The sequence below is a fragment of the Nigerium massiliense genome, assembly GCF_000826085.1.
In the GTDB taxonomy this organism is placed as follows: domain Bacteria; phylum Actinomycetota; class Actinomycetes; order Propionibacteriales; family Propionibacteriaceae; genus Propioniciclava; species Propioniciclava massiliense.
This window is the reverse complement of record NZ_CCYM01000002.1, coordinates 1,043,767-1,061,021: the sequence shown is the minus strand read 5'-3', so window position 1 is coordinate 1,061,021 and position 17,255 is coordinate 1,043,767. Positions and strand designations below refer to the sequence as shown.

Below are 17,255 nucleotides of genomic sequence, written 5' to 3'. Positions count from 1 at the left end.
CCGGCACTGGTGGCAGACCCTGCTGTGTAGGGGTACTGGCAGGGACTGGCACACGGCCCAGCTTCCGCCTTGACTCGAGATCATGACTACCCAGCGGACCAGCAGATGCGCCGACCGGGCGCGGCCCGTGAGGCTGCGCTCCGGGCTCCGGGCTGCCCTCGACGCGGTTACCGACGCGCCCGCGGCCATCCTGACCGACCGGCTGGACGTCGTCGCGGCCAACGGGCTCGGCCGCGCCCTCCTGACACCTGTGCTGGCCGAGGACCGGCCGAACCTGGCCCGATTCCTGTTCCTGGACGAGGACGCCTCGACGGCGTTCTACCCGGACTGGGACCAGGTCGCCGACGAGCACGTGCACCGACTGCGGAGCGCGGCAGCACGCGACTCGCATGATCGGGCGCTGCACCGGCTCATCGGGCAGCTCTCCACCCTCAGCGGCCCGTTCCGCTCCCGCTGGTCGGCCAAGAGGCTCTGCGGCACCCGCCCGCCCCGGGTGGTCATCGACCACCCGGTCGTCGGACGACTGGACCTGACCCGCGAGGACCTCGCCCCTGCGACGGACCGGGAGCTGACGCTGCGGATCGCCACGGCCGAGCCGGGCACGGCCTCGGCCGAGCGGCTGGGAATCCTTGCCAGCTGGGCGCTGGAAGCCCCCGACCGAGGCTGAACGAGCACACCACGGCCCGATCACCGGAGCCTGCGGGGGCGTGCCTGCCCCTGCCAGTACCCCCTCACCACCGGGCCTGGCACCCGCGTCACGCCAGGGGTTGCATGGAAGACGAAGAAGAACCGACCACGAGAGATGGAGCGATCATGAGCGACGAGCAGCAGAGCACCGGCTGGACCGGCGGGAAGAACGCCTTCGGGGACTTCGCACCCGGGATGGTCCACTACACCGACAAGGTCCTCTTCGACGAGGTCTGGGAACGCGAGGGCCTGTCCAAGCGCGACCGCAGCCTGGTGACGATCTCCGCGCTGACGGCGCTGGGGAAGATGGACCAACTGCAGTTCCACCTCGCCTACGCCCGGCAGAACGGCGTCACCGACGACGAGCTCAAGGAAGCCCTGCTCCAGCTGGCGTTCTACTCCGGCTGGCCCAACGGCATGGGCGCGACCACCGTGCTGAAGAACATCGTCGAGAACGACGACTGACCACAAGACACCAGCAGCCACTGCAGCAAGGAGAAGCACCATCATGCGAGGAGTCGTCCTCCACGCCCCCGGCGACGTCCGGGTCGAGCACCGCGAGGATCCGCAGATCCTGAAGCCCACCGACGCGGTCATCCGCGTCACGGCCGCCTGCGTGTGCGGGTCGGACCTGTGGGACTACCGCGGCATCAACACCGTGGAGCAGCCCACCCCCATGGGGCATGAGTACATCGGCGTCGTTGAGCAGATCGGCGAGCAGGTGACGAGTCTGAAGCCCGGCGACTTCGTCGTCGGCTCGTTCTGGGCCTCGGACAACACCTGCGAGATCTGCCAGGCCGGCTACCAGCCCGGCTGCCCGCATGCCGAGTACGTCGGTCTCGGCGGAGCCCAGGCCGAGCGCCTGCGCGTCCCGCAGGCCGACGGCACCCTCGTCGCCACGCCCGGCGAGCCCGATGCGGACCTGGTTCCGTCGTTGCTGGCCGCCTCCGACGTGCTCGGCACCGGCTGGTTCGGGGCCTCGGCTGCCGAGGCCGGCCCCGGCAAGACTGTCGCCGTCGTCGGCGACGGCGCGGTCGGCCTCTCGGCGGTGCTCGCCGCCAGCCAGCTCGGCGCGGACCGCGTCATCGCCATGTCCCGCCACGCCGACCGGCAGGCCCTCGCCCGCGAGTTCGGTGCGACCGACATCGTCACCGAGCGCGGCGACGCCGGCATCGCGAAGATCAAGGAGCTCACCAACGGCTACGGCGCGCACAGCGTCGTGGAGGCCGTGGGCACCCAGGAGGCGATGATGCAGGCCCTCGGGTCCGTGCGCCCCGGAGGACACGTCGGCTACGTCGGCGTCCCCCACGGCATCGCGATCCCCGGGGAGCCGCTGTTCTTCACCCTCAGCCACCTCCACGGCGGCCCCGCCCCCGTGCGCGCCTTCCTGCCGGATCTGATCGAGCGGATCTGGAACCGCCGGATCGACCCGGGCCGCGTGTTCGACCTCGACCTGCCCCTGGACGAGGCGGCCGAGGCCTACCGGGCCATGGACGAGCGTCGCGCCACCAAGGTCCTCCTGCGCCCCTGACGCGCCGGACACCGCAACACAGCACGAGACGATCACGACCGACAAGAAGGACCCCGAGATGAGCGAGCCGACCACCAGCGCAGCCGAGGAGCGGCCCCTGCCGCGCAGACGGCTCGGGTTCACTGCGGTCGTGGCGTCGCTGGTGGTCGTCTTCGCCGCCTCCGGTGCCCCGATCCCGCTCTACGAGCGCTACCGCGCCGCCGACGGGCTGACCACCGGGGGACCTGTCCATCGCCGCGGTGACCTACTTCGTCGCCGTCATGGTCGCCCTCGTCATCCTCGGGCGGCTCTCGGACCATATCGGCCGCAAGGCCGTCGCGCTCCTCGCGGTCGCTCTCGCCGCCGCCGGATCGCTGTCGCTGCTCGACGTCACCGGCCTCGGCGTGCTCATGACGGGGCGCGCCCTCCAGGGACTGGCTTGCGGACTCGGCTCCTCGGCGATCGCCGCTGGCATCGTCGACCTCGCCCCGGCAAGGCCCCGCTGGCTGGCCGCGACCGCCGTCGCCGGGTCCCCGCTCATCGGCCTCACGCTCGGCGCGCTCGGGGCCGGGGCCCTGGGCGAGTACGGTCCCGCCCCCGAGCAGACCCCCTACCTCGCTGTCGCCGGACTGCTCGCCGTGTGCGCCGTGCTCCTGGCTCTGAGTCCCGAGCCCATCGAGCACCGGCCCGGGGCACTGGCCTCCCTGCGCCCGCACGTGCACTTGCCGCGCACGATCCGGCCCATGCTGCCGGCGGCGATCGCGGTGTTCTGCGGCACCTGGGCTCTCGGCGGCTTCTACCAGGCGTTCAGCCCCACCATCTCCGCCCAGAACCTCGGCACCACCAACACCCTGATCGCCGGCGTCGTCTTCGCCTCCTTCATGGCCCCCTACGCCCTCGGCGGGCCCCTGACCGGCAGGCTGACCCCGGTCGCCGCACAACGGGTCGGGATCATCGCCTTCGCCCTGGCCGTCGTCGGCGTCGTCGCCGGGATAGGCACCGGTTCGGCGGTGATGGTCATCGTCTGCGGGATCATCGCCGGGGCCGCCCAGGGCGCGGCGTTCACCGGGTCCATGCGCGGGCTCCTGCAGCGCATCGGCCCCGCCGAGCGGGCAGGGCTCATGTCGACGGTCTACCTCTTCTCCTATGGTGGGGCCGCCGTGCCCAGCCTGATCTCCGGTCGCCTCACCGCCGCCGGGATGACCCTGCAGACCATCTCCCTCGGTTATGCCGCCCTGGCCGTCCTCGCCGCGCTCGTCGTCCTCCTGGCCTCCGGCCGGGGACGCACCGTGACCGCCGGCACCAGCACCCGCTGACCCATCGAGACGAAAGGACCAATCCATGGACATCCGCATCACCACCGACACCCACACCCTGACCGGAACGCTGGACGACACCGCAGCCGCCCGCGACTTCGCCGCCCTGCTGCCGCTGGCGCTCACGCTCTCGGACTTCAACGCCACCGAGAAGGTCGCCGATCTTCCCAGTCGGCTGAACACAGACGGCTCTCCGAAGGCCGCTGCGGCCCGTGCCGGGGACATCGCCTACTACGCGCCCTGGGGCAACCTCGCCATCTTCTACCGCGACTTCCCCCGCTCGCCCGGGCTCGTCATCCTCGGCCACATCAACGGCCCCCTCGACGCGCTCACACATGGCGACGGCGAGCCGACGGTGACCATCGAGGAAACGCCGTGACCAGCACCTCCGACCGAGCCCGAGCGAAAATGCGACCGCTGGCCCTCGCCGCTGCAGTGCTCGCGCTCACTCTCACCGGCTGCAGCGCGCCCTCCTCCGACGACCGATCCGGTGGCACAGCCTCCGGCTCCCCGAGCACGACCTCGACGAGTCCCACCCCGAGCATGTCCCCGGACTCGAGTGGGCAAAGCGTCGTCGGCACCGTCGTCCGCTTCACCGCCGGCGATGCCTCCGTCGACGTCACCATCGATGAAGACACCCCCGCCACCCGCGACTTCGTCTCCCTGCTGCCGATGAACCTCGAGCTCGAGGACTTCGACGCCAGCGAGAAGATCGCCTACCTGCCCCGCGAACTCGACTGGGACGGCACCCCCGGCTCCGACCCCGAGGACGGCGACCTCATCTACTACACGCCCTGGGGCAACATCGGTTTCTTCTACGACGCCACCGGCATGGGCTACTCCGACCAGGTTCTCCACCTCGGCACCTACGACGCGACCGAAGCCGAACTCGCCGAGTTCGAAGGCCAGCAGACCACCGTCGAAGCCGTCGACTGACGCCCGCACCACCGCCGCACCCCCACGAAGCAGGAGAACCACCATCATGACCGTCACCTACGACTTCACCGGCCAGACAGGGACTGGTGCTCGATCGACGGCAATGGGCCACACGGGAGGAGTTACGCACGGCGATCATGACGTGGATCGAGAAGACGTATCACCGGCGGCGCCGGCAGGACCGGCTGGGTCGGTTGACCCCGGTCGAGTACGAGATGATCATGGACCCCACGACCGCACACGCGGCGTGAGACAAACTGTCACCTATCCCTGCACCAGTCCCCACAAACACCGGGCGTCAGTACATCCCGGCACTCCCCATCGCGATGACTGCCTCCCGCCCTGGCGCTGACCCTGCAGGCGCAGCGCGGCGCATGCTCGCCGCCCTCGCCCTGTTCGGCCACGCCCCCGGCTACCTCGCCGGCGACAACCTGTACACGCTCGCGAACCCAGTCGCCTTCCAACAGCCCGCCAAGGAAATGGGCTGGTCACTGGTGCTCCCCTATCCTCAAGGCCACACCGGAAAGCAAGGATCATCTGGCGGCGCACCCTTGGTTGAAGGGCAGTGGTGCTGCCCAGCCATGCCCGAGAGCCTGGTCGCCGCGACCGAAGACTTCCGCGCCAAGCGCATCGACCTCGCAACCTACCGGGCACGGATCAAGAAGCGGAACGACTACTTCCTGCGTGCCAAAGAATCCGCGGACCCAGGCCGCGCACAACGGTTCATGTGCCCGGCCGCAGGCGCCAGTCCCACAGCAAAGTGCCTGCTCAAGCCCCACTCCACGACTCCGCGCTTGATTCACCACGTCGGCACGTCGCAGGCCGACCTGCGCCCCCGCATCTCGCCCGACAACGAACTGATCGCCGCGCCGCCGATGGTATGCCGTCAACAGACCATCACCATCAAGGCCACCGAGGGGGCCAAGTATCGCCAGGAGCTCCCCTTCGGCGGCGAGGAACACACAACGATCTACTACTCACTGCGCGAAGCCCAAGAGGGCATGCACGGCTACGCAAAGAACGATGCTGCAGAGGCACTCCATGCCAAGGGGAGGCGCCGGGCACACGGCCTGGCGCAAAACTCCATCCAGGCCGCATTCCTCCTCGCCTGCAGCGGCATCCGCAAGGTGCGCAGCTTTCTCAACGAGGCCGTCCCCGACGCCAAGGGCATCCTCTACAAGCCGGTCCCGAACACACGGCAGCGGACACCTGTGTCACCAGGCACCGAGACGGTGACCGACTAGGCGCTGCACACCAGACACCTGCCCCGCGCAGGCGCTGCACCCTGAAACGACGACACGTACGCCAGCGCTCACAACCTCCGCGCTCCCCAAACCAACGCAGAAGCGCCGGTTTCACACGGCCAAAACCTTGTGAAACCGGCGCTTCTGCGTCTGGGGCGACTTTCGTCGCCTAGGCCGCCGACTTTCTTCGCCAGCCCCTGGCGGTGGCGGTGGGATTTGAACCCACGGAAGGGGGATACCCTTCACGCGCTTTCGAGGCGCGCTCCTTCGGCCGCTCGGACACACCACCGCCGGCGATTCTAGACACCCGGCCGCGTTCTTCGCCAATCGGCGGCAGCCCGAGCGTCGCCCTCCGTTCACCGATGGGCGGCGAAGAAGTCACGCAGCAGGTCCGCGCTCTCGCCCGCCAGGACGCCGGACGTCACCTCGACGCGGTGGTTCAGCCGGGGGTCGCGCACGACGTCGCGCAGCGAGGAGACCGCGCCCGCCTTGGGGTCGAAGGCGCCGAACACCAGCCGGGCGATGCGGGCGTTCACGATCGCGCCGGCGCACATCGTGCAGGGCTCGAGCGTGACCACCAGCGTGCACTCCTCCAGGCGCCAGCCGTCCTGGCGCCGGGCAGCCGCAGCGGCCTGGCGCAGGGCCACGATCTCGGCGTGGGCGGTGGGGTCGCCCGTGTGCTCGCGCTCGTTGCCCGCTCGGGCGATGACGACGCCCGACGGGTCGAGCACGACGGCGCCGATCGGGACGTCTCCCAGCTCGGCCACCCGGACGGCCTCCGCCAGCGCCGTCCGCATCGCAGGGTGCCAGCGCGTCCCGCCGGAAATCCTCGCGGGGGACGACTCGTCCTCCAGTCCGCCGGCCGGGGACGCCGGACGCGGGGCGTCCCACGCGGACGGCCCGGCGGGCGTCACCGGAGCGTCCTCACAGATCGAACGTCGCGGCGACCTTGGCGTAGGCCGCGCCGAAGCCCAGGCGCTTCGCGACCTTCTCCACGATCTCGTCGGAGTCGGAGTCGAGGTCGTTGCCCAGCGCCTCGAGCTCCAGCTCGCTGACGCCGGCGTCGGCGAACATGTCCAGGTCGCCGATGGGCCCCGAGTCGTCGTCGTCCTCGGGGATCTCGGCGCCGAGGAAGTCGGCGACGTCGCGGGCGATCGGCCAGTCGTTGGCCGCCACGGCGTCGCTGAGCAGCACCTGGATCTTGCGGCCGCGGACGCGCACGAGCACGAAGAAGTCACCCGTGATCGAGACCGCGCCGAGGGCGCCGGCCTCGCCGGGCACGCGACGCAACTGCTTGATCAGCTCGTCCAGGTCGTTGGCGAGGTCGAGGCTCAACGCCGAGGCGGCCGGCTTCCCGTCCTCCCGATACATCGCCACGACGAGGTCGATGTCCTCCTCGGTGGCGTCGTCGGGATAGTCGTCCTCATCCTCGTCATCGTCGTCGTCCTCGTCCGCATCGTCGTCGAGGTCCTCATCGTCGAGGTCGTCGTCCGCATCGGAGTCGTCGAGGTCGCCGAGGAGCGCGCTGTAGTCGTCGCCCTCGAGATCGTCGATCCCGGGACGGTCGTCGCCATGATCGGCCAGCTCAACGTCCAATTCGTCGTCTTGTCGGCTCATCGCTCCTCCTTGGCTCGGGCTCCATCGTCGCAGGTTATCGGCCAGAACACCTACTCTCCGATGCGAAAGTTCACCGGCTTGTGGGAGGCTGGCGACCGTGGATGTCATTGATGTCGATCACCCCCTGGTGGCCCATAAGATCGCCCTCCTCCGCGACCGGGACACCCCGTCGCCGACGTTCCGCGATCTGGTCGCTGAGCTGGTCACGCTGTTGGCCTACGAGGCGACGCGCACCGTCCGCGTGGAGAAGAACGAGATCGAGACCCCGGTCGCCCGCACCGAAGGCGTCCACCTGTCGGAGCCGCGCCCCCTGGTCGTCCCGATCCTGCGTGCCGGGCTGGGGATGCTCGAGGGCATGATGCGGCTCATGCCGAGCGCCGAGGTGGGCTTCGTCGGCATGGCCCGCAACGAGGAGACGCTCGAGCCGGTCACGTACGCCGAGCGCCTCCCCGGTGACCTGTCGGGACGCCAGTGCTACGTGCTCGACCCGATGCTCGCCACCGGCGGCTCGCTGGGCGGGACGGTGCAGTTCCTGGTCGACCGCGGCGCGGACGACATCACGTGCATCTGCCTGCTGGCCGCCCCCGAGGGCATCGAGCGCATGAGCGAACTGGTCGACTCCCTGAACGTCCCCACCACGCTTGTCGTCGCGGCCATCGACGACCACCTCGACGAGCACGGCTACATCATCCCGGGCCTCGGCGACGCCGGCGACCGCCTGTACGGCCTGGCGCAGTAGGCGTCCGCCTGAAAGGGGCGTCCCGCGTCACGGAAAGGTCAGCGGTTGGCCCAGGCCGTTCCGTCCGCCGGACGGCGCGACTAAGGTCGCCTCAACCGCACTGAGGAGGAACGATGGCTGACGAGAAGCTCGACCAGGACGCCGACCGCGACGACGACATCAGCTCGGGTCACGGCAACACGGACGCTCCCGGCAAGACCAGCGATGAGAAGGCCGAGGGCATGCTCAACAAGGACAAGGGCGAGCCCAAGGACGACGTGGGCAAGTGATCGTCCCCCGCAACACCGCCCGGCCCGGCCGCTGAAGCCGGGCCACACACGGCCCCGCCCGGTTCGCCCGGCGGGGCCGTGTGTGCTTCGCCAGCCGCCTGGCGACCCCGCCCAAACGCACCGGCTTCGGGCCCGGACCGGAGCGCCGGTCAGCGGCGGATAGACTGCCGTGGTGCTGACGATGCAAGACGCTCTGAAACGCCTGAACGAGTACTGGACCGACCGTGGCTGCATGGTCGTCCAGCCTTTCAACACCGAGGTCGGCGCCGGGACGATGAACCCGGCGACCATCCTGCGCTCGCTCGGTCCCGAGCCGTGGCGCGCCGCGTACGTGGAACCGTCCGTCCGGCCCGATGACTCGCGCTACGGCGACAACCCGAACCGTCTGCAGACGCACACGCAGTTCCAGGTGATCCTCAAGCCCGACCCGGGCAACCCCCAAGAGCTCTACCTCGGCAGCCTCGAGGCGCTCGGCATCGACCTGTCCGCCCATGATGTGCGGTTCGTCGAGGACAACTGGGCCCAGCCCGCCATCGGCGCCTGGGGCCTGGGCTGGGAGGTCTGGCTGGACGGCATGGAGATCACCCAGTTCACCTACTTCCAGCAGGTCGGCGGCCTCAACCTCGACCCGGTGGCCGTCGAGCTCACGTACGGCATGGAGCGCATCGTCATGGCGATGCAGGGCGTGAACCACTTCAAGCAGATCGCCTACGCGCCCGGCATCTCCTACGGCGAGGCCTTCGGGCAGTCCGAGTACGAGATGAGCCGTTACTACCTCGACGAGGCCGACGTCGAGGCCAACCGCGAGCTGTACGAGACCTACGTGGCCGAAGCCGGACGCCTCATCGAGGCGCGCCTGCCTGTGCCCGCGCACACCTACGTGCTCAAGTCGTCGCACGCGTTCAACGTCCTCGACTCCCGCGGCGCGATCAGCACCACCGAGCGCGCCCGGGCGTTCTCGACCATGCGCAACCTCACCCGCGAGGTCTGCAAGCTGTGGATCGCCCGCCGCGAGGAGCTTGGCTTCCCGCTGGTCAAGGACGACCCCGCGCCGATGCCGCCGCTGGTGCCGACGTCCACCGTCGTCGCCGCCCCGGACGCCCCCTCGACCGAGCCCCAGACGCTCGCCTTCGAGATCGGCGTCGAGGAGCTGCCGCCGCACGTCACCACGGCCACGATCGAGCAGGTCCGCACGGCGCTCACCACCGCGCTCGCCGGCACGAAGCTGAGCCACGGGGCGATCACCGTCGACGGGACGCCGCGGCGCATCGTCGCGGTCGTCGAGGCGGTCGCCGCGCGAGAGCCCGACAGCGAGCGCGTCTCGAAGGGTCCGCGCTGGACGCAGGCGTTCGACGATGCCGGCGAGCCGACCAAGGCGCTGCAGGGCTTCCTGCGCGGCCAGGACGCGGCGCTCGAGGACGTCGCCAAGGCCGAGTTCAAGGGCGCCGAGCACGCGAGCGTCGTCAAGACCGTCGTGGGGCGCGACGCCACCACCGTGCTCGGCGAGATCCTCACCGGGGTGGTCGAGGGGCTGCGCGCCGAGAAGAACATGCGCTGGGGCGACCCGTCGCTGTCGTTCAGCCGGCCGATCCGCTGGACCGTCGCGCTGCTCGGCCAGACCGTGATCCCCGTGGACGCCGGGCACGTCGGTTCCGGCCGCACCACCTACGTCCACCGCAACGATCCCGACCCGTTCGTCGAGCTGGCGAGCGCCGACGACCTGCTACCGACGCTGGCCGCCCGCGGGCTCGTCGTGTCGTCCCAGCAGCGGCGCGAGCAGATCATCGAGCAGGCGAACCAGCTGGCGGCGTCCGTCGGCGGGGTCATCGACCTGGACGCCGAGGCCGGCGTCATCGACGAGGTGACGAACCTCGTCGAGGAGCCGCACGGCGTCCTCGGCGGTTTCGAGGAGCGCTACCTTGAGCTGCCCGACCGCATCCTGGCCACCGTCATGCGCAAGGCGCAGCGCTACCTGCCCGTGCGCAACGCGGACGGCAGGCTGACCAACCACTTCGTGACCATCGCCAACGGTCCCTGCGACGACGCGCTCGTCGCGAAGGGCAACGAGGCGGTCGTCCGGGCCCGCTTCGAGGACGCGCTGTTCTTCTGGAACACCGACCTGAAGGTCGACAAGGTCGACGAGTTCGTCCCCGGCCTGGAGAACCTGATGTTCGAGGACAAGCTGGGCTCCGTCGGCAAGCGCGCCCGCCGCATCGCGGACGTCGCGGCCGCCCTGGGCGACACGCTGGGCCTCGGCAGCGACGAGGCGGCGACGCTGAAGCGCGCCGGCGAGATCACCAAGTTCGACCTCGCCACCCAGCTCGTCGTCGAGATGTCGTCGCTGGCCGGGTTCGTGGCCAAGGAGTACGCCGAGCGGACGGGCGAGACCCCCGAGGTCGCGCTCGCGCTGGCCGAGACGGAGTTGCCGCGCACGGCGTCCGACGAGGTGCCGACGACGACCGTGGGCGCGCTGCTGGCGGCCGCCGACCGGGTCGACCTGCTGGTGGGCATGTTCTCCGTCGGCGCGCGGCCGACAGGCTCGTCCGATCAGTTCGGGCTGAGGCGCGCGGCGCTAGGCCTGGTGCGCATCCTGCGTGAGGTGCCGGCCCTGGCCGGGCTGTCGATCGGCGCGGTGCTGGCCGCCGCTGCCGAGCGCTACCGCGCCGAGGGAGTGGACGTCTCCGAGGAGACCGTCGCCGCCGCCCAGGAGTTCACGATCGGACGCTTCGGGCAGCTGATGCGAGACGAGGGCGTCAGCGCCGGTCAGGTGCAGGCCGTGGAGCCCAGCGCCGACAAGCCGGGCGCGGTCGCGGCGATCCTGGCCGACCTGGACGCCGCGCGCGGCGATGAGCGGCTGCCCCCGCTGGTCACGGCCCTGGTGCGCATCGACCGCATCGTCCCCGCCGGGACGCCGGCCACCCTGGACGCCGAGCGCCTCACCGGTCCCGCCGAGAAGAAACTCGTCGCCGAGGTCGAGCGCAGCCGCGAGGCGGCCAGCGAGGGCCTGGCGGAGTTCACCGCGGCGTCCGAGCCGCTGGTCGGGGCCATCAACACGTTCTTCGACGACGTGCTGGTCAACGATCCCGATCCGGACGTGAAGGCCGCCCGTCTGGGGCTGCTGCGGTCTGTACGCGAGCTGGCGCCCAGCGGGCTCGACTTCCAGGCGATCGAGTCGGAGCTGTAGTTCCCCACCATGACGCGAGGGCCCGGCGGATGCCGGGCCCTCGCGGACAAGAAAAGACCCGCCCTCACGTGGAGGAACGGGTTGGTAGCTAGAACACTACACAGGCCTCTCCATCGACACAAGAGTCCGGGTGAGTCTGAGACGATTACCAACCGGCTGGCTTCGATATTCCCCGGACCCGATCCGGCAGCTGGCACTCAAGCCAGTCATCAGACGACAATCGCTTCCACCAGTGGCGCCCAACGCCGTCATCTGGTTGGCCCTTGAGCGCCCCTGCCAGCGGCTTGCTGGACGGGTTCAGCACCCCGACCGGGACATGTTCGCGAGCGATGCGGATGGGTAGAGCCAGATCCGAATCGTTGGAAATGACGATCGCGGCGTCGACCGCCCTCGTCAGCACATCAACCAGGAGGTGCGTCGCGACATTCACATCGGATCCCTTCTCTTCACGCTTCCGGACAGTGGCCAGAAGTGCCCCGCCATTGGATGCCCGACGGACTGGAAGACGAGAGTGCCAGGAAAGATGTCGCTGAGGATCAGCCAGCACCGTGGGAGATCGCGTACCCGCTCGCTCGTTGACCATCGCCGACTCTGCAGCCCATGACGAGTAGTACCCCTCCTCAAGGACATCAACGGATCCGGCCTCCAACAGCGCTCGAAGATAAAACCCTTGCCGTTGAGTCTGCCCAGGGTCCGATGCATCATTCACGCGCGCGGTGCAGTACACCACCCGGGCAACGACGGAACCCTGCCACTTCGCGTAGCGCCCGGCCATGGCGCGAAGATCCAACCACTTCCACCCAGCCGCGTTTCTAAGCTGAGACTTCCCGCCGTAGTAGAGATTGAAACCGTCTACATAGACCCCGACCCTCATCTCCGCACGATAGCGCTCGGCGCTGACACTCCGGACACGCAAGCTTCCCCACGCCGCGGGGCCTTCCTCGCCCGGAAGCGCCTACGACGCCGGACGCGTCAGCCCCTCCACGGCCTCGGAGTTCGGCAGCGTCAGCAGCGAGGAACCGGGGAGGAACAGCTTCGATCCCCGGACGCCGGAGCCCACGCACACCCAGTCGTGCTCGACGGCCAAGGGATCGACCCAGATCGGCCATTCGGCGGGCGCGCCCACGGGCGTGATGCCGCCGTACTCCATGCCGGTGGCCTCGACGGCGACGTCCATCGGCGCGAAGGACGCCTTGCGGGCGTCCAGCTTCTTGCGGACCAGGCCGTTCACGTCGACGCGACGATCTGCCGGGGTCATGCAGACGGCGAACTTCTCCGTGCCGGCGCGGGTGCCGCGGACGATGACCGCGTTGATGCTGGCGTCCAGCGGCACGTCGTAGTGCGCGCACAGCTGCTCGGTGTCGGCGTACTGGGGGTCGATCTCGGCGACGTAGGCCTGCAACTCAGGATCCTGCACGGCCTCGGCGACGCTCGGAGCCAGCAGCTCCGGGTGCTCGGCGGCGGGCAGGGGCTCGAGGCGTCCGAAGACGGGGTGCGTGCGATCGATCATGCGCTCCACCCTGCCACGGTCGCCGCAGGACCGGCGGCACCGCGGGCGGCCGGCGCACCATCCCCGGCGCGCGGGCCCAGAACGACAGAAGCCCCGCCCCGGTGCAGCACCGGGGCGGGGCGTCCTGACTCGACGGTCAGCGGGCGGGAGACTCCAGCTCGTCGACGTCGTCCTGGCTGAGCGTGATGTCGCGCACGGCGGTGTTCTCCTCCAGGTGCTGCACCGAGCTCGTCCCCGGGATCAGCAGGATGTTCTCGCTGTGCTGCAGCAGCCAGGCCAGCCCGACCTGCGCGGGCGTGATGCCGTTGCGCTCGGCGACGGCGATGACGCGCGGGTCGGCGTCCACGCGCGGGGTGGCGCCGAAGGCCGAGCCCAGCGGGAAGTACGGGACGTAGGCGACGCCGCGCTCCCGGCACAGCTCGAGCACCGGCTCGTCGTGACGGGCGAGCAGGTTGTACGCGTTCTGCACGCAGACGGCGCCGGCGTCGATGGCCTGCGCCGCCCGGGCGGCGTCCACGGTGCTGACCCCGAAACGCGTGATGACGCCGTCGTCGACGAGCCGCCGCATGGCGTCGAGCTGCTCGTCGAACGGCACCACATCGGCCGCGCCGGTCTCCTCGGGCGGCATGTAGCGCAGGTTCATCACGGGCAGCCGGTCGAGCCCGAGGGTCTCGACGTTGGCCTTGGTGTCCGCGATGAGTTCCTCGGGACGCTGCTGCGGCACCCAGGCGCCGTCGGCCGAGCGCGTCGCGCCCGTCTTGGAGACGATCACCAGGTCGGACGGATACGGCGCCAGCGCCTCGCGGATGAGCTCGTTGGAGACCTTGGGCCCGTAGAACTGCGCGGTATCGATGTGGTTGATGCCCAACTCGAGGACGCGGCGCAGCAGGGCGAGCGCGGCGTCCTTGTCCTGCGGCGGGCCCATGACGCCCGGCCCGGGGAACTGCATGGCGCCGAAGCCCACACGGTCCACTTGGAAACCACCCATGTCGAATGTCGTCTTCACGGCGTCCATCCTGGCACCGCGCGCCAAGTCCCCCGCGACCGTCCGCGCCGCGCTCGGGGCCACCGTGGACGCGCCAGCTGTCAACGACGTAACCCGTCTGTTATAAAGGCTTACCCCTCCTTCGACCAGAGAGAAATTGCCCTCATGACGTGGCTGCACATCCTGTTCGTCGTCCTCGGCATCGGGGCGATGCTGTTCCTCAACATCAAGTTCAAACTCAACGCCATGCTGGCCCTGCTGATCGCGGCGCTGCTGATCGGGTTCCTGGAGATGGCCGGCATCAACCTCGGCTGGCTACCGCCGCTCGGCGACAACGCGGTGCTCAACCCGCAGACGTTGCTGAAGACGATCCAGACGGGCTTCGGGTCGACGCTGGGCTCGCTGGCCATGATCGTCGTGTTCGGGGCTGTCATCGGGAAGCTGATGGTCGACTCCGGCGCGGCCAGCCAGATCGCCGAGACGCTGATCGCCAAGTTCGGCATCCGCTACGTCAAGATCGCCATGGTCATCGCCGGCATGGTGTTCGGCCTGGCGATGTTCTACGAGGTCGCGTTCATCATCCTGGCCCCGCTGATCGTGGCGGTCGCGCACGAGGCGAAGATGCCGTTCATGAAGCTCGCGATCCCCGCGGTCGCGGCCACCACCACCGCGCACTCGCTGTTCGTGCCCCAGCCCGGCCCCGTCGCGCTGGCCAACGCCTACGGCGCGGACGTCGGCATGTCGTACGTGTTGGGGCTCGTCGTGGCCATCCCGACCGTGTTCGTCACCGGCTGGATCCTGCCGCGCTTTCTCGGCAACCTCGACTACGCGTCCCCGGCCCTCCTGCAGGCCGACGACGAGGTGCCGCTCGACAAGCGCCCGAGCTTCGGCGTCTCCATCCTGCTCCAGCTGAGCAACTCGCTCGTCGGCCTGGCCGTGGTGCTGCTGCTCTCGCTCTTCCTCTGACCCCCCGCGTCCCCACGTCATGAGGGTGTGGGGACCGTTCCGCCGCCCCGACGAAGGAGCCCCATGGAACTACACGGCCCCCTGCCCGACATCGACGTCCCGGACGTCAGCCTCTATGGGCTGATCTTCGAGGGCCTCACCGACGCCGACGCCGGCCGACTCGCCGCCCTCGACCACGTCACCGGCACCTCGCTCACGATGGGCCAGGTCAAGCACGACGCGGACGCCCTGGCCACCTGGCTCGCCGGTCACGGCGTCGCTCCGGGGGACGCCGTGGCGATCGACCTGCCGAACCAACCTGAGTACCTCAGCGCGTTCCACGGCATCCTGCGCGCCGGAGCGGCGGTGACGCCGATCAACGCGGCCTATACGGCCCCCGAGATCGCGCGGCAGCTGCAGGTGACAGGCGCCCAGAAGGTCATCACGTCGCCCGCCCTGCTGCCCCAGGTCGCGGACGCCTGCGCGCGCGCCGGGCTTGCCGCCGAGGACGTCCTGGTGGTGGGCGGCGACGCGGCCGGGCACGTGTCGTACGCGGACGCCCTCGCCACGCCCCCGGCTCCGCCCCAGCTCGCGATCGACCCCGCCACCCACGTCGCCTGCCTTCCGTTCTCGTCCGGGACGTCCGGGATGCCGAAGGCCGTCCGCCTCAGCCACCGCAACCTGGTGGCGAACATGCTGCAGTTCAACGAGGTGCTGCGCCCCCTCGGGGACGACGTGTCGTGGATCGCGTTCCTGCCCTTCAGCCACATCTACGCGCTCACGACGAACCTCAACTACGGGTTGTTCCGGCGCTTCCCGCAGTACACGATGGCGGCGTTCGACCCGGCGCTGTTCCTGCAGATCGTGAGCGTCCGGCGGCCTCGGGTGCTGTTCCTGGTGCCGCCGGTCGCGAACTTCCTGGCCAAGCACCCGGCCGTCGCGCAGGCGGACTTCTCCTCGGTCGCGCTGGCCGTGTCGGGCGCGGCCCCGCTGGACGGCGCGGTCGGCGAGGCGCTGGCGTCCCGGCTCGGCGTCCGGGTGATTCAGGGCTACGGCATGACGGAGCTGTCTCCGGTCACCCACGTCATCCCCCTGGACTGGACGGACGTCTCGCTCGACACGATCGGGCCGGCGGTGCCGAACGTCCGGTTCCGCGTCGTCGACCCCGAGACCGGGCGCGACGTGGACGTCCCCACCGAGGGCGAGAGCGCGCCAGGCGAGCTGTGGTGCACGGGGCCGAACGCGATGCTGGGCTACCTCGGCGAACCGGCCGACACGGACGCGGTGCTGGACGCCGACGGCTGGGTGCACACCGGCGACCTCGTCGTGGTGGACGCCCGCGGCGTCGTCCGCATCGTCGACCGCATCAAGGAACTCATCAAGCGACGCGGCATGCAGATCGCCCCGGCCGAGCTGGAGGCGATCCTGCAGGCGCACCCTGCCGTCGCGGACGCCGCCGTGCTGGGTGTGCGCACCAGGTCCGGCGAGGAGGTGCCCTTCGGGCTGGTCCAACTCGCGCCGGGCGCGACGGTGGAGGCGTCCGAGCTGCGGCGTCTGGTGGCTGACCAGGTGTCCCCGCACAAGCGGTTGGGCGGCCTCGCGTTCGTCGAGCAGGTGCCGCGCTCAGCCGCGGGCAAGATCCTGCGGCGCGCGCTGCCCGCCCTGGTGCCGGAGCGCGCCGCGACCGTGATCGCCCCCGAGGACGCCCCGGCAGGCTGAGCCGGGGCGTCCTCGGGGGCGTCCGGTCAGCCGATCAGCCCAGGGTGCCGATCTCGAAGGAGGCGAGGCGGCCCCTGGCGGTGTCGTCGTTGCCGTGCTGGCCGGTGAAGTCGGCCGAGCCGTCCTTGCCGCAGAGGTTCAGGATGCGCTGGCGGCCGCCGGGGTGCTGGCCGATCCACTGCGTCACGTCGTAGACCTTGCCGTCGACGACCGTCCAGCAGGACTGCTCGTTGTTGTGCTTGCCGACGTCGGCCATCGTGTAGGTCGACGCGGCGGACGCCGTGGCCGACGCCCTGGGCGACGACCCGGCCGTCGACGCGGCGGTCTGCTGCGGAGATGAGGCCGCCGTCGGGGTCGAGGCGGAGGTCGTCTGGGAGTTGACGCCGGCGCAGGCGGCGAGCGGACCGGTGAGCAGCAGCAGGGCTGCAACCGTGGCGACGCGCTTCATCTGAGGGCCCTTTCGTGACTGCTGCGGCCGTTCGGAACGCAGCAGCGCAGACGCTACGTCCGCCGAAACCGCGACACCAGCGCCGAAAGCCACAGTCACCATTTCTTCATCTGGGCGGCACCGGACGCCCCCGACTTCGCGCTGGG

At 70.1% G+C, this 17,255-nt stretch carries 18 protein-coding genes, 1 tRNA gene and 1 pseudogene; 13 read left to right on the top strand and 7 right to left on the bottom strand.

All coding sequences use genetic code 11. The features are described from left to right. The first annotated feature begins 82 nt into the window (after nucleotides 1–82). From BN1187_RS06365 to BN1187_RS06330, 8 genes and pseudogenes are all read left to right on the top strand, one after another. The gene (locus tag BN1187_RS06365; protein ID WP_147675084.1) at nucleotides 83–667 is read left to right on the top strand and encodes an MmyB family transcriptional regulator; all 585 of its coding nucleotides are present in this window, start codon (nucleotides 83–85) and stop codon (nucleotides 665–667) included. A 146-nt stretch (nucleotides 668–813) separates the two neighbouring features. After that, entirely contained in the window at nucleotides 814–1,152 is a 339-nt protein-coding gene (locus BN1187_RS06360; RefSeq protein ID WP_040159596.1) for a carboxymuconolactone decarboxylase family protein, read from the top strand. Nucleotides 1,153–1,195: 43 nt separating this feature from the next. Further along, a complete protein-coding gene (locus tag BN1187_RS06355; RefSeq protein WP_040159594.1) occupies nucleotides 1,196–2,218 on the top strand; it encodes a zinc-dependent alcohol dehydrogenase family protein in 1,023 nt (340 codons plus the stop codon). 224 nt (nucleotides 2,219–2,442) lie between these two features. Beyond that, a complete protein-coding gene (locus BN1187_RS06350) occupies nucleotides 2,443–3,513 on the top strand; it encodes an MFS transporter (RefSeq protein ID WP_315969065.1) in 1,071 nt (356 codons plus the stop codon). Nucleotides 3,514–3,538: 25 nt separating this feature from the next. Continuing rightward, the gene (locus tag BN1187_RS06345; protein ID WP_040159592.1) at nucleotides 3,539–3,892 is read left to right on the top strand and encodes a cyclophilin-like fold protein; all 354 of its coding nucleotides are present in this window, start codon (nucleotides 3,539–3,541) and stop codon (nucleotides 3,890–3,892) included. Nucleotides 3,893–4,056: 164 nt separating this feature from the next. After that, nucleotides 4,057–4,449 (top strand): cyclophilin-like fold protein, encoded by a 393-nt coding sequence (locus tag BN1187_RS06340; protein ID WP_218184576.1) that lies wholly within the window; start codon nucleotides 4,057–4,059, stop codon nucleotides 4,447–4,449. Nucleotides 4,450–4,535: 86 nt separating this feature from the next. Continuing rightward, nucleotides 4,536–4,700 (top strand): annotated as a pseudogene (locus BN1187_RS14610) (IS3 family transposase); the annotation flags it as partial. Between the two features lie 123 nt (nucleotides 4,701–4,823). Continuing rightward, a complete protein-coding gene (locus BN1187_RS06330) occupies nucleotides 4,824–5,693 on the top strand; it encodes a hypothetical protein (RefSeq protein WP_147675083.1) in 870 nt (289 codons plus the stop codon). A 198-nt stretch (nucleotides 5,694–5,891) separates the two neighbouring features. On the opposite strand, the gene BN1187_RS06325 is transcribed toward BN1187_RS06330, so the two are convergent. The 3 genes from BN1187_RS06325 to BN1187_RS06315 all read right to left on the bottom strand — a co-directional run bounded on the left by BN1187_RS06325 (nucleotide 5,892) and on the right by BN1187_RS06315 (nucleotide 7,310). Then, nucleotides 5,892–5,982: transfer RNA gene (locus tag BN1187_RS06325), tRNA-Ser, on the bottom strand. Between the two features lie 67 nt (nucleotides 5,983–6,049). Continuing rightward, a complete protein-coding gene (tadA, locus tag BN1187_RS06320; protein WP_040159590.1) occupies nucleotides 6,050–6,490 on the bottom strand; it encodes a tRNA adenosine(34) deaminase TadA in 441 nt (146 codons plus the stop codon). Nucleotides 6,491–6,617: 127 nt separating this feature from the next. Beyond that, a complete protein-coding gene (locus tag BN1187_RS06315; RefSeq protein WP_040159588.1) occupies nucleotides 6,618–7,310 on the bottom strand; it encodes a tRNA adenosine deaminase-associated protein in 693 nt (230 codons plus the stop codon). Between the two features lie 97 nt (nucleotides 7,311–7,407). Between BN1187_RS06315 and upp the strand changes: the two genes are divergently transcribed. The 3 genes from upp (at nucleotide 7,408) to BN1187_RS06305 (ending at nucleotide 11,502) form a co-directional block, all read left to right on the top strand. After that, nucleotides 7,408–8,049 carry a uracil phosphoribosyltransferase gene (upp, locus tag BN1187_RS06310; protein WP_040159586.1) on the top strand — a complete coding sequence of 214 codons (642 nt, stop codon included), beginning with the start codon at nucleotides 7,408–7,410 and terminating at the stop codon, nucleotides 8,047–8,049. Nucleotides 8,050–8,162: 113 nt separating this feature from the next. After that, on the top strand, nucleotides 8,163–8,318 hold the full coding sequence (locus BN1187_RS14245) for a hypothetical protein (RefSeq protein WP_157754750.1): 156 nt from the start codon (nucleotides 8,163–8,165) through the stop codon (nucleotides 8,316–8,318). 181 nt (nucleotides 8,319–8,499) lie between these two features. Continuing rightward, the gene (locus BN1187_RS06305; RefSeq protein WP_040160218.1) at nucleotides 8,500–11,502 is read left to right on the top strand and encodes a glycine--tRNA ligase; all 3,003 of its coding nucleotides are present in this window, start codon (nucleotides 8,500–8,502) and stop codon (nucleotides 11,500–11,502) included. 145 nt (nucleotides 11,503–11,647) lie between these two features. Here the strand turns inward: BN1187_RS06305 and BN1187_RS06300 are convergent, their stop codons facing one another. The 3 genes from BN1187_RS06300 to BN1187_RS06290 form a co-directional block, all read right to left on the bottom strand. Then, nucleotides 11,648–12,376: an NYN domain-containing protein gene (locus tag BN1187_RS06300; RefSeq protein WP_072042002.1), complete on the bottom strand. Its 729-nt coding sequence runs from the start codon at nucleotides 12,374–12,376 to the stop codon at nucleotides 11,648–11,650. Between the two features lie 81 nt (nucleotides 12,377–12,457). Next, complete coding sequence (locus tag BN1187_RS06295) at nucleotides 12,458–13,012, bottom strand: YbaK/EbsC family protein (RefSeq protein ID WP_040159584.1); 555 nt, start codon at nucleotides 13,010–13,012, stop codon at nucleotides 12,458–12,460. Nucleotides 13,013–13,148: 136 nt separating this feature from the next. Further along, nucleotides 13,149–14,027 carry an aldo/keto reductase gene (locus BN1187_RS06290; RefSeq protein ID WP_040159582.1) on the bottom strand — a complete coding sequence of 293 codons (879 nt, stop codon included), beginning with the start codon at nucleotides 14,025–14,027 and terminating at the stop codon, nucleotides 13,149–13,151. A 135-nt stretch (nucleotides 14,028–14,162) separates the two neighbouring features. Between BN1187_RS06290 and BN1187_RS06285 the strand changes: the two genes are divergently transcribed. Both BN1187_RS06285 and BN1187_RS06280 read left to right on the top strand, forming a co-directional pair. Further along, nucleotides 14,163–14,963 carry a GntT/GntP/DsdX family permease gene (locus BN1187_RS06285; protein WP_040160217.1) on the top strand — a complete coding sequence of 267 codons (801 nt, stop codon included), beginning with the start codon at nucleotides 14,163–14,165 and terminating at the stop codon, nucleotides 14,961–14,963. A 63-nt stretch (nucleotides 14,964–15,026) separates the two neighbouring features. Then, entirely contained in the window at nucleotides 15,027–16,661 is a 1,635-nt protein-coding gene (locus BN1187_RS06280) for an AMP-binding protein (protein ID WP_040159580.1), read from the top strand. 34 nt (nucleotides 16,662–16,695) lie between these two features. Here the strand turns inward: BN1187_RS06280 and BN1187_RS06275 are convergent, their stop codons facing one another. Beyond that, nucleotides 16,696–17,109 (bottom strand): cytochrome b5 domain-containing protein, encoded by a 414-nt coding sequence (locus tag BN1187_RS06275; protein WP_052462374.1) that lies wholly within the window; start codon nucleotides 17,107–17,109, stop codon nucleotides 16,696–16,698. Between the last annotated feature and the right edge of the window lie 146 nt (nucleotides 17,110–17,255).

What these genes read in the sequence shown, in the direction of transcription:
- BN1187_RS06365 (WP_147675084.1), top strand. Translation starts at nt 83, where the DNA reads ATGACTACCCAGCGGACCAGCAGATGCGCCGACCGGGCGCGGCCCGTG.
- BN1187_RS06360 (WP_040159596.1), top strand. Translation starts at nt 814, where the DNA reads ATGAGCGACGAGCAGCAGAGCACCGGCTGGACCGGCGGGAAGAACGCC.
- BN1187_RS06355 (WP_040159594.1), top strand. Translation starts at nt 1,196, where the DNA reads ATGCGAGGAGTCGTCCTCCACGCCCCCGGCGACGTCCGGGTCGAGCAC.
- BN1187_RS06345 (WP_040159592.1), top strand. Translation starts at nt 3,539, where the DNA reads ATGGACATCCGCATCACCACCGACACCCACACCCTGACCGGAACGCTG.
- BN1187_RS06340 (WP_218184576.1), top strand. Translation starts at nt 4,057, where the DNA reads ATGTCCCCGGACTCGAGTGGGCAAAGCGTCGTCGGCACCGTCGTCCGC.
- BN1187_RS06330 (WP_147675083.1), top strand. Translation starts at nt 4,824, where the DNA reads ATGCTCGCCGCCCTCGCCCTGTTCGGCCACGCCCCCGGCTACCTCGCC.
- tadA (WP_040159590.1), bottom strand. Translation starts at nt 6,490, where the DNA reads ATGCGGACGGCGCTGGCGGAGGCCGTCCGGGTGGCCGAGCTGGGAGAC.
- BN1187_RS06315 (WP_040159588.1), bottom strand. Translation starts at nt 7,310, where the DNA reads ATGAGCCGACAAGACGACGAATTGGACGTTGAGCTGGCCGATCATGGC.
- BN1187_RS14245 (WP_157754750.1), top strand. Translation starts at nt 8,163, where the DNA reads ATGGCTGACGAGAAGCTCGACCAGGACGCCGACCGCGACGACGACATC.
- BN1187_RS06305 (WP_040160218.1), top strand. Translation starts at nt 8,500, where the DNA reads ATGCAAGACGCTCTGAAACGCCTGAACGAGTACTGGACCGACCGTGGC.
- BN1187_RS06300 (WP_072042002.1), bottom strand. Translation starts at nt 12,376, where the DNA reads ATGAGGGTCGGGGTCTATGTAGACGGTTTCAATCTCTACTACGGCGGG.
- BN1187_RS06295 (WP_040159584.1), bottom strand. Translation starts at nt 13,012, where the DNA reads ATGATCGATCGCACGCACCCCGTCTTCGGACGCCTCGAGCCCCTGCCC.
- BN1187_RS06290 (WP_040159582.1), bottom strand. Translation starts at nt 14,027, where the DNA reads ATGGACGCCGTGAAGACGACATTCGACATGGGTGGTTTCCAAGTGGAC.
- BN1187_RS06285 (WP_040160217.1), top strand. Translation starts at nt 14,163, where the DNA reads ATGACGTGGCTGCACATCCTGTTCGTCGTCCTCGGCATCGGGGCGATG.
- BN1187_RS06280 (WP_040159580.1), top strand. Translation starts at nt 15,027, where the DNA reads ATGGAACTACACGGCCCCCTGCCCGACATCGACGTCCCGGACGTCAGC.
- BN1187_RS06275 (WP_052462374.1), bottom strand. Translation starts at nt 17,109, where the DNA reads ATGAAGCGCGTCGCCACGGTTGCAGCCCTGCTGCTGCTCACCGGTCCG.